This window comes from Ruminococcus sp. AF17-22AC, from assembly GCF_003460065.1.
Classification (GTDB): Bacteria; Bacillota; Clostridia; order Lachnospirales; family Lachnospiraceae; genus Blautia_A.
The window spans coordinates 360,759-375,362 of record NZ_QRXT01000003.1 but is presented as its reverse complement, the minus strand read 5'-3'; the positions used below and the strand labels follow the sequence as shown (position 1 = coordinate 375,362).

At 42.4% G+C, this 14,604-nt stretch carries 17 protein-coding genes; 3 read left to right on the top strand and 14 right to left on the bottom strand.

Annotation, left to right across the window (positions count from 1 at the left end; genetic code table 11):
• Positions 1-8 precede the first annotated feature (8 nt).
• The 5 genes from DWW86_RS07000 to DWW86_RS06980 form a co-directional block, all read right to left on the bottom strand.
• Positions 9-2,075 (bottom strand): hybrid sensor histidine kinase/response regulator, encoded by a 2,067-nt coding sequence (locus tag DWW86_RS07000; RefSeq protein ID WP_117942669.1) that lies wholly within the window; start codon positions 2,073-2,075, stop codon positions 9-11.
• 219 nt (positions 2,076-2,294) lie between these two features.
• Complete coding sequence (locus DWW86_RS06995; protein ID WP_117942668.1) at positions 2,295-2,546, bottom strand: sulfite exporter TauE/SafE family protein; 252 nt, start codon at positions 2,544-2,546, stop codon at positions 2,295-2,297.
• Positions 2,547-2,578: 32 nt separating this feature from the next.
• Entirely contained in the window at positions 2,579-2,689 is a 111-nt protein-coding gene (locus DWW86_RS06990; RefSeq protein WP_117942667.1) for a cation transporter, read from the bottom strand.
• A gap of 171 nt (positions 2,690-2,860) precedes the next feature.
• Entirely contained in the window at positions 2,861-3,913 is a 1,053-nt protein-coding gene (rsmH, locus tag DWW86_RS06985) for a 16S rRNA (cytosine(1402)-N(4))-methyltransferase RsmH (RefSeq protein WP_072521827.1), read from the bottom strand.
• A gap of 18 nt (positions 3,914-3,931) precedes the next feature.
• On the bottom strand, positions 3,932-4,849 hold the full coding sequence (locus DWW86_RS06980; protein WP_286187666.1) for an alpha/beta hydrolase: 918 nt from the start codon (positions 4,847-4,849) through the stop codon (positions 3,932-3,934).
• Positions 4,850-5,427: 578 nt separating this feature from the next.
• Between DWW86_RS06980 and DWW86_RS06975 the strand changes: the two genes are divergently transcribed.
• The 3 genes from DWW86_RS06975 (at position 5,428) to DWW86_RS06965 (ending at position 7,848) form a co-directional block, all read left to right on the top strand.
• On the top strand, positions 5,428-5,994 hold the full coding sequence (locus DWW86_RS06975) for an ECF transporter S component (RefSeq protein ID WP_072521828.1): 567 nt from the start codon (positions 5,428-5,430) through the stop codon (positions 5,992-5,994).
• Positions 5,995-6,156: 162 nt separating this feature from the next.
• Entirely contained in the window at positions 6,157-7,287 is a 1,131-nt protein-coding gene (locus DWW86_RS06970; protein ID WP_117942666.1) for a pyridoxal-phosphate-dependent aminotransferase family protein, read from the top strand.
• Positions 7,288-7,320: 33 nt separating this feature from the next.
• Positions 7,321-7,848 carry an ECF transporter S component gene (locus DWW86_RS06965; protein ID WP_072521830.1) on the top strand — a complete coding sequence of 176 codons (528 nt, stop codon included), beginning with the start codon at positions 7,321-7,323 and terminating at the stop codon, positions 7,846-7,848.
• An 82-nt stretch (positions 7,849-7,930) separates the two neighbouring features.
• On the opposite strand, the gene DWW86_RS06960 is transcribed toward DWW86_RS06965, so the two are convergent.
• From DWW86_RS06960 to DWW86_RS06915, 9 genes are all read right to left on the bottom strand, one after another.
• Positions 7,931-8,554: a C39 family peptidase gene (locus DWW86_RS06960; protein ID WP_117942665.1), complete on the bottom strand. Its 624-nt coding sequence runs from the start codon at positions 8,552-8,554 to the stop codon at positions 7,931-7,933.
• A 37-nt stretch (positions 8,555-8,591) separates the two neighbouring features.
• A complete protein-coding gene (locus tag DWW86_RS06955; RefSeq protein ID WP_072521832.1) occupies positions 8,592-9,065 on the bottom strand; it encodes a PTS sugar transporter subunit IIA in 474 nt (157 codons plus the stop codon).
• Between the two features lie 47 nt (positions 9,066-9,112).
• Positions 9,113-9,652 carry an LOG family protein gene (locus DWW86_RS06950; protein WP_072521833.1) on the bottom strand — a complete coding sequence of 180 codons (540 nt, stop codon included), beginning with the start codon at positions 9,650-9,652 and terminating at the stop codon, positions 9,113-9,115.
• 3 nt (positions 9,653-9,655) lie between these two features.
• Complete coding sequence (locus DWW86_RS06945) at positions 9,656-9,937, bottom strand: hypothetical protein (protein ID WP_072521834.1); 282 nt, start codon at positions 9,935-9,937, stop codon at positions 9,656-9,658.
• 125 nt (positions 9,938-10,062) lie between these two features.
• Positions 10,063-11,394 (bottom strand): anti-sigma factor C-terminal domain-containing protein, encoded by a 1,332-nt coding sequence (locus DWW86_RS06940; protein WP_117942664.1) that lies wholly within the window; start codon positions 11,392-11,394, stop codon positions 10,063-10,065.
• 86 nt (positions 11,395-11,480) lie between these two features.
• Positions 11,481-11,981 carry an RNA polymerase sigma factor gene (locus DWW86_RS06935; RefSeq protein ID WP_286187665.1) on the bottom strand — a complete coding sequence of 167 codons (501 nt, stop codon included), beginning with the start codon at positions 11,979-11,981 and terminating at the stop codon, positions 11,481-11,483.
• Between the two features lie 369 nt (positions 11,982-12,350).
• Positions 12,351-12,752, bottom strand: a complete 402-nt coding sequence (locus DWW86_RS06930) for a type II toxin-antitoxin system HicB family antitoxin (RefSeq protein WP_072521837.1) — start codon at positions 12,750-12,752, stop codon at positions 12,351-12,353.
• A 27-nt stretch (positions 12,753-12,779) separates the two neighbouring features.
• Positions 12,780-12,962, bottom strand: a complete 183-nt coding sequence (locus tag DWW86_RS06925) for a type II toxin-antitoxin system HicA family toxin (protein WP_330392898.1) — start codon at positions 12,960-12,962, stop codon at positions 12,780-12,782.
• A 987-nt stretch (positions 12,963-13,949) separates the two neighbouring features.
• Positions 13,950-14,549, bottom strand: a complete 600-nt coding sequence (locus tag DWW86_RS06915) for a 50S ribosomal protein L25 (RefSeq protein ID WP_117942662.1) — start codon at positions 14,547-14,549, stop codon at positions 13,950-13,952.
• Between the last annotated feature and the right edge of the window lie 55 nt (positions 14,550-14,604).

Below are 14,604 nucleotides of genomic sequence, written 5' to 3'. Positions count from 1 at the left end.
AATTGCAATTACTTATTTTTTTCTTTATTTTCGCTGATGTTGATACATTCTTTGAATACATTCAGAACGCTTTCCGCATCAAGCGGCTTTGCAATATGGCGGTTCATGCCGGAAATCCGGCTGTTGATGATATCTTCGGCAAATGCGTTTGCACTCATTGCTATGATTGGAATCGTTCCTGCATCTGGTCTTTGCATGGAGCGGATTTTTCTGGTCGCATCCCATCCGTTCATATTTGGCATCATGATATCCATGTAAATCACATCATAATATCCCGGTTCATTTTCTTCGAATTTTTTTACAGCTTCCAGACCGTCTTCTGCACAATCCACTATGATTCCATGATCTTCCAGCATAAATTTTACAATTTCCATGTTCAGTTCATTGTCCTCTGCAACAAGTGCACGTTTTCCTTCTAAAGATATTCCCTCACGCACTGTTCTTTTTTTAAATGGCTCTGTTATACCGATTCTGAACGGAACTGTCATGATCACGGTCGTTCCGACTCCCTTTCTGCTCTCCAGTTCTATCTTACCGCCAAGATACCCGACAATCTTCTTTGCAATTGAAAGTCCCAGGCCGGAGCCCTCATACTGTGTTCTGCTGGTTTGATTTTCCTGCGAAAACATCTCAAATGCATGCCCGATAAACTCCTCACTCATACCGATTCCGTTATCCGCACAACCGAACTCACACAGCACATGTTCGTTATCCGCTTTCTTTTGTTTACACCATACCTTTACACAGCCTCCCGGATTCGTGAACTTCACTGCATTATCTGAAACCGCGGCAAGTAATCTTTCCAGATACACAGGATTCCCACTCAGATTCACATATGTTAAATCTGAATTTTCCCAATCTACTATATAAGAAACATTTTTCTTCTCCGCCAGTATCTGCCTTTCAGTATTCGCCTGCTTCAGCACATCTGCAAGATTAAACGAGATTTCCTTGTCTGTATACTCCTCTGCTTCCAGCTTATTCATCTCCAGAATATTATTCACAAGAGAAAGCAGGTATTTTGATGATTCCATCATCTTATCTCTGAATTTCTGCTGCATTTCAAGATTATCCGGGTAATGGTTTGCCTGATCGAGCATACCCATGATTCCGTTTAACGGTGTACGGATGTCATGACTCATATTCGATAAAAATCTGGCTTTCAGAGCAGCATCCTTTTTGGCTTCTGCTACCTGTGAAATCAGCATCTGCTCCTTTTTCTTTGCATCACTGACACTTCTTATCGCACAGAGAACATGTGTCAGCTTTCCGTTTTTATCTCGTTTTTTTTCGATAAAACGGAGTTTGTGCCAGTTTCCGTCTTTCATCCGGTATTCCATCGCAATTGTTTCTTCCTTTTTCATCCGCTCCGGAAGTGTGGAAAGATCCGCAAATTTGAGAAAAGCTTCCTGATATTCCTCTGCAACAACGTCTTTGCAGATTTTTTTGTTACCCTGAGATACGCATCCGCCTTTCAGAAATTTCATGTGTATCCTGTCTCTGTTGGATATTTCCTCAAACCAGTCCGCTTCAATATCGATTCTTGAAATATACTGATATGTTTTTGCAATGGACGATATAATCTCATTGCTTACTCTTGTTTCATCCAGTGCTCTCTGAAGTTTCTCCTGAATTGCTTTCTCTTTATAAAGAATACTGTCTATATTCCGGTATCCCAGAAAAATATAAAATTTGCTTTTGTCCACATTCTCTTTTACTGCGTAGGCTTCATAATAACTGTCTTTTCCTTCTTTTGAAACGCTGTGATAATGATATGTAATCTTCTCGTTCTCAAGAAGTCGTTTTTTCATATTTTTGCATAAATGCCAGTCCAGAAATTCTTCTCTGTCCTCTTTCAGTATAAATGCTTCGGCATATTGTTGAGCATATTCATCAAAAGCCGGAATTGACTGCACCTGTTCTGCAATCAATCTGGCATTCGTATTGGATGCTATCCTCAGAATTTCATATTTTCCTGAATTGAGGTCTATATGATACAGAGAAACATATTCCGACAATAATTTGTTTAAGGCATATTCTTCTTTATGTGAAAACATCGTATCTAATCCTTTCAAAGTAACTCTGCCGTAAGAATCCTCTTTCCGTTAAAGTCTTTAGCTGCTCCTGTCTGATATCTTTCCAGTTGCCGCATAATGCCTGATTTTTTTCAAGTATAGCATTTCTGTATAATATTTTCTACCCAAAAGAGCATTCTTATGTTTGTCTTCTGATCCCCGCTGCAATTACTTTTTCATAATCTATTTCTCAACTTTCCACATGAATTTTTCCTGTGATCATTCCCATCCAGCAAGTATACCTCCAATCATGGAATAAGAAATCACACGTCCAATGTTGTATTGCAGTGAATTACGGAACATTGAGCCATTTTTTTCACTTGACAAAGTCTGTGATAAATTAATTCCACCGCACATGGCTATACAGTGTACGGAAGTGATCAGTCCAATCACAAACAATGCTCCATATCCCATCTCACTGTCCGCAAGCTTTCCCGGCGCCAGACGGTTCAGAATTCCCAAACGCTGCAAAAGGAAAAATATGACTGCGATGATTGCAATTTCTAGCTGACGGAAGCTTCTTTGATTCCACTGGTCTGCTGCAGTGTGGATGCAATTCTGTTCTGACAGTTAATACAGGTCATTCCATTAACGTATATTTTCTGATGTTTCATTTTGTTTCCTTTCTGATGAAGTCAAAACAAAAGACTGTCACAATAGTTTATCTACTGTAACAGTCTTATTTAACATATCTTTATGATAGGTTTATTGTGATAATTCTTTGTTTTACTGTCAATACTTTTGATTCGCTTCACAGAATCTTCATTTTTGCATATAGGACGTACTCATGCCTTAACCGCCCAGCGCATTTTTGTGGATCTGGCTCTGCCGTTCTGGGCACATTCCTGCGCGGAAGGGCGAATCACATCTTTGGCATAGTCGGAATAGATTCCTGCTTTATAGCCGGCCTTAAGTGCTTTCTTTACAAGCTTGTCTTCTCCTGAATGGAACGTCAGGATTGCCACACGTCCGCCCGGTTTGAGAGCATCCGGCAGTTTTTCCATAAATTCATACAGAACCTCAAACTCACGATTCACGTCGATACGCAGCGCCTGGAATACTCTCTGGCAGGTCTTGCGGACGGTATCTTTACGTTCTTTTTCCGGAATAAAAGAAAGCGTCTTCTCGATAATCTCACGCAATTTTGTCGTAGTATCTACACGATTTCCCCTGCGGATCTCGTCCGTAATTGCTTTTGCAATCTCCTCACAATATGGCTCATCGGAATTTTCATAAAGCATTCCGGCAAGTTCATCTCTGCTGATCGTATCAAGTCTCTCTGCCGCGCTGATTCCCTTTTCCTGATTCAGTCGAAGATCAAGCGGTCCGTCTGCGCGGAAAGAAAAACCACGCTTCGGATTGTCAATCTGCATGGACGATACCCCAAGATCTGCAAGAATAAAATCAAATCCACCGGCTTCTTTTGCAATCTCATCGATCGTACAGAAATTCTGAAGTTTAACCGTCAGAATGTCCTCTCCAAAGCCCTGCTCTGCCAGACGCTTACGGGTCTTTGCTGATTCCTCCGGATCCACATCTGTTGCATACATATGGCCTTCACCATGCAGGCATTCCATCATTGCTTTTGTATGTCCGCCATAGCCAAGTGTCGCATCAAATCCTGTCTCGCCCGGCTGGATCTTCAGGAAATCAAGGATTTCCTTTACCATGATGGAAATATGCATTCCTGCCGGAGTGTTGCCCTTACTGATGACATGTTCGATCGTATCCTTATATTTCTCCGGATTCAGCTCTTTATATTTTTCCTCAAATTTGCGCGGATATTTCCCCTTATATCGTACTCTTCGTTTGTGTGGTGTCTGTGTTTCCTGTTCCATTTCGTTCTCCCTGTATTTTTAATTAATTTTCTTCTTTATAAATTCTTCTACTATATCCAGTGCCGCCTCACTCATAAAACCACCCCATCCATGTCCGGCATTCCTGAGCTTGACAAACTCCACATCCTTATCCATCCGTTTTAAAGCCTCATATAAAATACAGGACTGATTAAACGGAACCAGCGGGTCACTGCCACCATGCATAATAAGAACAGGCGGTGTTTTTCGATTGCGGTGCAGATGCACCACAGGATTTGCCGGATAAGCATCCTCCGGATGATCATGAAGTGTTTTTCCGCCAATCAGTACTCCTGACGGACTTTTGGCTGAATCATGATCGATTGCAGACGGATACTGTGATGCTGCCATAAGATCTGTCGGCCCAAACCAGTCTATGATGCAGTCCACTTCTGTTGTTGTCTGTGGATATTTTTCCGGAAGATACTCCGCATCTCCGGTAATTCCAGCCATCAGCGCTGTATGTGCCCCGCTTGAATCGCCCCAGAGTACCACTTTGCTCACATTGATGCCATAATGTGCTCCATTCATCCTCAAAAAACGAATTGCAGCTTTGATGTCTATCACCTGAGCGGGAAATGGTGCCAGCTCGCTTTCTCTGTGCTCCACAATTGCCACGGCATATCCTCTTTCGCACATCCTGACCAGTGTCGGAAGACTCTGAAACAATTTCTGCTTATGCCAGGAAGATCCCTGTACATATACGATCAGCGGCCATTTTAGATCTTTTCCATAAACGAGCGGTGCCATGATCTGAAGATGCAGCTTCCTGCCACTGTGCTCTGCGTATTCAACATCCGGATAAAGTTCGGTACAATATCCGAATGTGTCCTTTACGTCGATTTCTTTCACTCCCTCCGGAAGCTCTTCACTTTCCGGAAATCGAATTTTTTCCATCGGAGACAATATTTTTTTCACGTTTTTCCTCCGTAATCTGTTTTATTTGTAAGCTGTTTCATATTTTCATTTTGTATAAAAATCTGTTTTGATCTTAGATTATCATACCATGTCGTCCTGTTCATCTCAACTATAAATCTACGGTCTGTCAATGCCTCCCAAACAACCAAATACAAATTAAACCAACAAATTTTCGTGTCAAAAATGACCACCAAAAAAGCAAGTCCAGAACAAGTCCACGAATTCTCAAGCTACCAATGACTCCAGCAACAGTAAGTACAAACAAAGTCCACAAAATCCGAGTAAAACAGATGATTTAAATAGAAGTAAGTACTCCGAAAGTCAATAAATCCGTCGAAAAAAGATGGTCTAAATAAAAGCAAGTATCCTGGTAGTCAAAAAGTACACCGAAAATAGATGGTCTAAACAAGTACAAATACCAACAAGGTCATTCACATTTGGGTACCGCAAACTGTCCCCTTATTTTTTCTTCAAATTGCCTCTTTATTCATGTACAGTTCTATTGTAAAGTATACACAATCAAAAAACATAAGAAATAGGGAGGTTTTATATTACTTCCCGGGAAAGGAATAATTATCATGGCAAACACAAACGTACAGACAGCAGCAGCTGAGCGTGAGATTACTTCTTCCGTTCAGTTTCTTACCGTGACCGCTATCTTTGTAGCTCTTACTTACATCTTTACAGCATTCATCAACGTCCGTCTTCCGATTGCAGCCAACGGAGGACTTATCCATCTCGGCAATGTTCCGCTGTTTATCGGCGCGATCATCTTCGGCAAAAAGACCGGAGCGATCGCAGGTGGTGTCGGAATGGGACTGTTTGACCTGCTTTCCGGTTGGACTTTATGGGCTCCATTTACTTTTGTAATCGTTGCTCTCATGGGCTTCACCGTAGGCAGATTTACCGAAGACGAAAAACACCAGAACTTCAAGTGGTATGTAATCGCACTCATCGCAGCCTGCGTAATCAAAGTTGCAGGATACTATATCGCGGAAGTCGTAATCTACGGTAATCCACTTGCACCGGTTGCTTCCATTCCGGGAAACCTCGTACAGATTGGTGTTGCAGCAGTCATCACACTTGTTGTGATCGCACCTCTGAACGTTGCTGCTAAAAGAGTCGGTTTACGTAAATTCAAGTAATATCCCGCGAGGTGTTTTGACATGTATATGTCAAAATCCCGAGACATACAAGTCAAAATGCCATCACCAAAGGTGATCTGGAATGCATTTTGGCTCGTAACTGTGAAGGTACTGAACAGTTACACCGGATTAAAAAAATAATAAGAAAAAGGACTTGATCTTATGTATAAAATTATGACACCGGGCCCGACACAGGTTGCCGAAAACGTGCGTCTCGCCCGCAGCAGAGAATGTACCAACCCTGATCTTGACGAAAACTTCGTAGAATTTTATAAGGAAACCTGCGAAGAGATCAGCCGGCTTCTCCACACCGACAACGAAACACTCATCCTCGGCGGAGAGGGAATCCTCGGACTGGAAGCCGCCTGTGCGTCCATGACCGAACCAGGTGACCGTGTCCTCGTTCTGGACAACGGCATCTATGGCAAAGGATTCGCAGATTTTGTTTCCATGTACGGCGGATGTCCGGAGCTCTACTCCAGAGATTACCGTGAAACCCTTGACGTACAGGAACTCGAAAACTTCCTCAAAGAAAATCATGATTACAAATACGCAACCGTTGTCCATGGAGATACACCAAGCGGTATGCTGAACGATGTTTCCGCAATCTGTCCGCTTCTTAAGAAATACGGCATCATGACAGTTGTCGATTCCGTATCTGCTTCTTTCGGCGAACCGATGCGTATCTCTGACTGGCAGATTGACATTATGTGCGGCGGTTCCCAGAAAGTTGTTTCCGCACCTCCGGGACTCACCTTCGTAGTGATCAGTAATGATGCAAAAAAAGCCATGACAGACCGTAAGACACCAATTGCATCTTTCTACGCAAATCTGACGACTTTTGCACATTATTACGAAGAAAAATGGTTCCCATACACCATGCCGATCAGTGATATCTACGGACTCCGTGCCGCGATCGACAACATTGCAGCCGACCCGGACATCCTGACACGACATGAAAAAATCGCCGAAGCTTCCCGCAAAGCAATCACCGGTGCCGGCCTGAACCTTTATCTTAAGAGTGGTTTTTCCAGCACTGTTACTGTATTTGAGATCCCGGAAGGAACCACCGCCAAAGCAATCCTTGATGGTGTCAGAAATGACTACAACATCATGCTTGCAGGTTCTTTTGATGTACTTGCAGGCAAAGTCATCCGCATCGGACATATGGGAAACAATGCTGATTACTACAATGTTCGTGAAGTCTTTGCAGCTCTGGACGGAACGCTCGCCAGACTTGGTGTTCCACTTAAAGCAAGCATGGAAAAACTCTTCTGCGACAGCATGAAATAGAATTTACACCAATAGAAAAGAGGCTCATTTACTATGAATAACAATCTGAAAAAATTAATTCTCGCAGCTTTGTTTGCTGCACTTTCCTGCGTGGCAACCATGTCCATCCGCATCCCTACTCCGGGAACCGGTGGATACATTCACCCGGGGGACGCTATCGTGATCCTCTCCGGTGTAATTCTCGGACCGGTCTGGGGCTTCCTTGCAGGCGGTATCGGATCTGCACTTTCTGACCTGATCGGTGGATATTTCATTTATGTTCCGATTACTTTCGTGATAAAAGGTCTTGTTGCACTTGCTGCCGGACTTCTTTATCAGAAAATCGGTAAAAACCAGAAGAGCCGCTACATTGCAGTCATTCTTGGCGGTGTTGCAGACATCATCCTCGTTGCAGGCGGATATTTCGTATGTGAATTCTTCATCTACGGAGCAGGCGCAGCTGCCAGCATCCCTGCAAACATCATTCAGGGTACCGGCGGACTTGTTATTTCCTGTATCCTTTACCCGATCCTGATTTCCATTCCAAATGTACGTCAGACCGCAGTTGCTGCAGGTAAATAAATAATTTATCAATAACCTCAAAAGGATTCCCGTTCTATGGTTCATTCACATCTCCATAGATTCGGAAATCCTTTTTTATTCCTCAGATAAAGTACTCAATTACTTCCTCCGGTACGGTCTTCGTCTTTTCGTTGAATATCAGAACCGCCTCACGTTCCTCCACCGGACCAAGAGCGTATATTGTTTCTTTGTTTTCCTGATTAAAGTACTTAAACGGCACTATGCGGTTGTATTCCTTAGGATGTTTATCATCCATCAGAATATCTTTCTGTTCATATGGTTTATCCCAGTAATACGGATCGAAGAGAAGAATATTTTCATTCTGTATTCCAGTCATCAAAACATAATGCTCTTCCTCAAGATACAGACGCACTACCGCCACACCCCCATGATTCAGCGCATGATTGATGCGACTTTCTCCATCTATGTACACGCTCCGTCCTGACAGATATTCACTGCTCACAGACATGATGCCGAGGTCTCCGTATTCGTTCAGCCAATTGCTGAGGAACATCATCGCTGCTCTGGAAGTGCCTCTTTTGCCTGGGATTCCTTCTTTGCTGTGGCAGTCCAGACAGTAAAGCATCGTATTTCGGACTGCCTCCGGAGGGATCTCCTCCCGCTCGAACAGATAGGCAAGCGCATTCATCATGGAAGTCGGTCCACAGTCGTATTCAGATAATTGATAATGTAACGGATTTTTCATAATAATCTCTCTCTTCGGTAAGTAAAATTTAATGCAGTCAGTTTATATCTGACTTCTCTCTTTTTTGTATTACTGTTCGGATTTCTTTTTTATTCTTCGCATCAAGCAGTCCTTGCAGGATTTCTTCATCCTTGATCATATCAAGGACCTGCAGCAGTCGGTCAATATGCTTATCTTTTCCGGCCACAGTAAACATGATCACAATTTTCACCGGAATCCGGCAGTCTTCCTCCCCCATTGCATCAAATTCAATTGGCGGATTCAGCACTGCAATTGAAATACCTTCTTTTTTTACATGTTCCGCGTCTGTATGTGGAATTGCCACTCCAATCCCGTTCACATCCAGCCCTGTCGGATAATCCTTTTCTCTTTTCAGAACAGCCTCTGTGAACCCTTCTTCTCCATACCCTTCCTGTATCATGGCATCTCCCATGAGCTGCAGCACCTCTATATTGTCGGATGCCTTTAAATTATGAAAAATCAAATTGTCGTTTAGCTCTTTCCAGATCATTTTTTACCTGCTTTCTGTTGTATTCCTTTTTCATCCCCATTAACCGGTTACCTGTAATTTTCTATGTAAGACAAGATCTGCTCCGGATCATCCATAAATTCACAGAGTTTCAGATTGGACGGATCCATGAATTTCTCATCAGCTGTATGGCGCAACAGAACTTCCATTCCGTCATAGTAGCCGTTGATATTGTAGAGAACGATCGGGCGATCCAGTCTGTGCAGACTTTTAAGCGTCAGGATCTCAAAAAATTCTTCATAGGTTCCGATTCCGCCTGGTGTAACGATTGTTGCATCAGAGCGCTCCTCGAGAAGTTTTTTGCGCTCACGCATGGTATCTGTAAAAATAAATTCACTGCAGTTCTGATACAGAACACCCGGTTTATCAAAAAATCGTGGTGCAATACCAAGAATATAACCGCCTTCGACATCCACACCTCGCGCCGCTGATCCCATCATTCCTGTCGCGCCGCCGCCAAACACCAGCCCGTGTCCACGCTTCGCCATCATTTTTCCGAGTTCTTCTGTTTTGTCATAATAAATCTGCTCCAGCTGCGCACTGGAAGCGCCATAGATACATATATTCATAATTTACTCCAGTCCTGCAAAGAATAATTCGTAAAAATCATCCTCGCCTTCAAGCATTGGTGAGTTCTCGCCACCGCCATTAGTGCTCCTGCGCATCGTAGCATAAAATTCTTCACCTGCAGTGATCAGATCCATATCGTAGATCTCATATCCCAGTTCTCTGCATTTCCGACAAAATGCGCTGAGAGGCTGTGCATCTTTCCTTGTTTCCAGAAGTTCTGCCCGAAGCTTCTCGTCACGACATGCTTTGCTTTTCAATTCATCCAACATTTCTGTAATTCCCATGGTGCCGCCCTCCCTTATTGTAAACATCTTTGCTGGTAGCCACAAATATGAAGTATTCTGCATCTTATTTCTCTTAAAATGCAGAAATGCAGACACACACCAACGTATATGTCTGCATTTCTTCTCTAATTTTGTGGTGTTGTCTGAATATAAGATACCACATCTTCCTTATATAATTCAAGAAGAGTCTTCTTCTTTGTACTGATTGCAAAGCCGTGGATCTTCAGGCCGTTTTTCTTTACATAATCAATCATATTCTGATAGTCTTCCTGATAATCAGTTGACTGCCCCATCATGGAAAGGATGTCCTCATGATCCTGCATATAGGAAAGCATACTGGTAAAATGTGTCTGCATGATATCTGCATCGGTCACTTCTGCCTCATTATAAGAATCTGCATTATCCAGAAGCGACAGATACGGATATTTTTCTTTGTCCCAACTCATGCCTGAACCTGATGCATACGGGCAGAAACCAATGTTTGGCTCACCGCAGTAACCGTCCTCTTCTTCTGTGTGAACTGCACACCAGAGATTTCCCCACTCCAGATCTTTCTTATCAGAAATTTTTTCAAACCAGTCGATAAAATCTTTGTAGTCCATAAGTTCGTTTATGGAAACAAATGCCGTGTACCAGTCATTATCGTTGTATCCGGAAATTTCTTCTTTTGAATACTGAATACTCTCCTGTTTGCGAGCCTCTGTATCCACTTTTGTTTCCTTTCCGTTCTCATCTGTCTCCCATGCTTCCCATGCATTCTCATCTCCCGGAAGGTAAAACATCAGCGCCGGACGGCTCAGAATATTGTTATCATACAAAGTAAGTTTGCCTCGCACCAGTCGGCCGCTGACGGAAGTAAATCGTCCTGTCCATGTGTAAGTCTGCGGGATAACGATATCGTATTCGCCATAGCCTCTGGAAACTGCATTTACCTGATCACGGTAATTTCCCGGCAGATACAATTCCGAATATACGGAAAGATCCAGCGACATTCTGGTCGTCGTCATTCCTTCATACGCTCCTGCTGCTTCGTTTGGATCGTAATAAAATTTTGAGACTGCTTTCGGAAGGATAAAGACTGCGCAGAGCACAAATATCAAAACAACAGCCCCTACGATTGTTCCCATTTTGATAAAAGCCTTGCGGATAGAGTGCCGGATTTCCTTCATGAACTGCTCGTTAAAAGCTTCCTCTTGCTTCTCCGGCTGATTTCTCTGTTGTTCTTCTATGCTGTTATCGTTTTTACTATTTTGTCGTTCTGTCTTCTGAGTTTCGTCATTCAACCCATTGAAACATCCCTGTTCATTCTCCAAATCAGAAAAATCAGGTATCTCTCCCTCTTCATAAAGAAATTCACTGATTGCATCTTGTTTTTCGATTTCCGCTTCTATCTGTTTTTTTGCGCTGTCTTCCAACTTTCCCTGCTTATATAGCCTCAATAACTCGCGATATGTCATTTCACGTCCTCCTCTCTGCCAACTATATTTCTATCTAATTCTACTTACATATTTCATACTATTTTTTACGCTTTTCACTTATCTGCCTATTCTCCTTTTAACTCTTCTAAGTCTTTCTTCAATTCTTTCTTTGCCCGATATGCCAACACACGGACATTCTCCGGAGTAATATGTAAAACTGCGGCAATCTCTTTCTGCGACATTCCGCCGAAATACTGCATCTGAATGATCTCGCGTTTTTTTAAATCCAGGTTCTGAAGTGCCCGGTAAAGCATTCGCCTGCTTTCTTCAGCAAGAATGTTTTCGAGCAGGTCTCCTTTTTCGCAATTTTCCGGCACAACATTTTGTTCCTTACTGAGAATCTCTTTTGACCTCTTTTTCTGCTGATTATAAAACAGATTCCTCGCAACCATATAAAGCCATGCCCGCATATTTGTATGTCCGTCCGGCAACGCCAGAAGCGCTTTCAAAAATGTCTCATGCAACAGATCCTCTGCCTGATGCCGGTTCCTGCAAAGGGAATACAAATACAGATATAATTCTTTTTGATATGCGCCATATAACTTCATAAAAAGCTCATTATCCACATCTGTTTTCCCCCTTTCCGAAATTCTGCACCGGCAGCTGCCTTTCTGCCCGCTTTTTCCACCGGCATTTTTATCTCTTTCAACAATATAACATTTGAGCAGGAAAAATGTTACAAAAATAAATATCTACCCGCATAGCGGGTAAGCTGACTGTAAAGAACAAAGCGGACAAGTCCGCTTCAAACTCCCTGAATCCCTCAATCTTTGAGGGACTTGTTACGCTTTGCGCGCCAGATGCCGTCTGCTTCAGCAGACATATTCCTCATGCATCTGGTCGCATCCTCGCGGAGCGTTTTTGTGTAATAGGAACATTACGGAGTAATTTCCTATTACATAAAAAATCAGCACCCATAAAGAGTGCTGACTGATTTATCTGTTCATCCCAAGCTTTGCCATCAACGCATCCTGAAGAACCTGAGAAAAATTCAGGTTTTCACGTATGGCAGCTTCATTAAGCCATTCTGGAATACTGAGTGTTTTCTTTACAGCTCTGGAACGGTTCTTTCGCCGGTATTCTGCTATATCAAATTCAACAATTACAAGTATACCATCTTCCACTGTAATTTCATCTGCAGAAGATGCCTTCGGAAGCGTTTCTCCCTCATTATCTATTGTAGTCAAAGATAAGCCCAGTGCATCTGCTGCCATCTCATATGCTTCCTGCATATCTTCTCCCTGTGTCATACATTCCGGAATATCCGGAAATGTTACCCAGAATCCGCCTTCTTCTGCTCTATGAAAAACTGCCGGATAAAATAAACGTTTGTTCATACGTAAGCCTCCATTCACACAACAAAACTATCTGATTCCCGCCTGTTTAAGAATTGCCTGTTCCAGACCTTTCTTTAAATCTTTTGAATGATATGGAACAATTACAGATTTTCCAGTATGTACATTTTTCATTTTCATATGTGAACCATTTTGACTTATTGTTTCATATCCATTTTCTTTCAGGAGCTTTATCATCTCCCTTGGCGTCATTGGCAATTCATATCCTCCTTTATTTTAACACGTATCATTACGTATTTCAATTTATTTTTCTGTTTTCCCGCTCCCATAATGTTAACAGTAAATATCATATATAACAAACAAATTCGTTCTTCTTTTTCCGACAAAATTTCACTAAACGCTTATTTACAACTTTTTCATTTATACTGTCATTCCATTTAAGAATTGTCTTTTTCGTTACCTTTGTTTATGACTGTTATAGAATTATGATAGTATTTTTTGCCGTTGCACTTAATATCCCTGTCGTTATGTGGGCAAGGAGCCGATAAGCCTCGTCACCGGAATCTACAATTAAATTATATCCGAAAAACTGCCTGAAAACGGTCTTGAATGTATCATCGTTCCACGTAAAGAAAATGACAGAAAAATCGGTTTGGTTGACTTGGTTTTGTGTAACTCTGGATCAAGTCATCCATTTTCGGAGCTTCCATTGACTCCCAGATGACTTTCCTATTTCACAGGCATCCGATTTGAACGATTTTGGGTACTCTCCTCTTACTTACTCCTTGTATAGTCATCCTTTTTTACAAATTCTGTTGACCTCCTGGTAACTTGCTTTTCTCCTAGTCAACCGATGCTACGAATTCCGGTACCTCTCTGGTAACTTGCTTTTCTCCTAGTCAACCGGTGCTACATATTCTGCGGACTTTCACTTAACTTACTCTTCCCCCGGTCATCCAATCCCCTTCCCCGCCCGTAGAACAAAGCGGACAAGTCCGCTTCAAACTCCCTGAATTCCTCAATCTTTGAGGGACTTGCTACGCTTTGCGCGCCAGATGCCGTCTGCTTCAGCAGACATATTCCTCATGCATCTGGTCGCATCCTCGCGGAGCGTTTTTGTGTAATAGGAACATTACGGAGTAATTTCCTATTACATAAAAAAATCCCTCCTGTGAACCAACTCTACAGGAGGGAACTTTTATCATATATTTTGTTGGTGTGAGTTTCTGATCAGGCAGATTACTTTGCTTCTTCTGTCTCTGCTTCCTCAGGTGTCTCTGTTTCCGGTACTGCTCCGTTATGAACTGCAACAACTGTCAGTACTACAGCTTCCAGATCATCTTTAATGTCGATATCTTTGTCTTTTGCAAGGCTCAGATCTTTGACACGGATCGTGTCACCGACCTTCAGACCGGCTACATCGACTTCTACTTTGTCAACCAGTGCTGACGGATAAGCTTTATAATTTACTTCTTCCATGTTTTCCTGAAGAACACCATCTGCTACTTTGTCATGGTTTACAATCACGATTTCAGCAACAGAATGTACTTTTTCATTGCTTACCAGTGCCTGGAAATCAATCTCATCAACTCTGCCTGCCAGTGGGTTAAAATCAACCTCTTTAATCAGTGCATCGTATGTCTGACCATCTACCTCAAGCATAACCTGACTTCCTTTGTGGTCAGTCTTTAACAGTTTGTCAACCTCCGTCTTCAGCATTTTTACCGGGATGGAACCTTCGATCTCACGACCGAATACATTACCTGTAACGTATCCTTCTCTTCTCAGTCTTTTTGCCTTAACGTCCATGCTTCTTTTTTCAGCTTTTAAAGTATTCATTTGTCTTTTCCTCCAAAAATCTGATGCTTAGCAGCCTTCAACTTTGTTTTGTGAA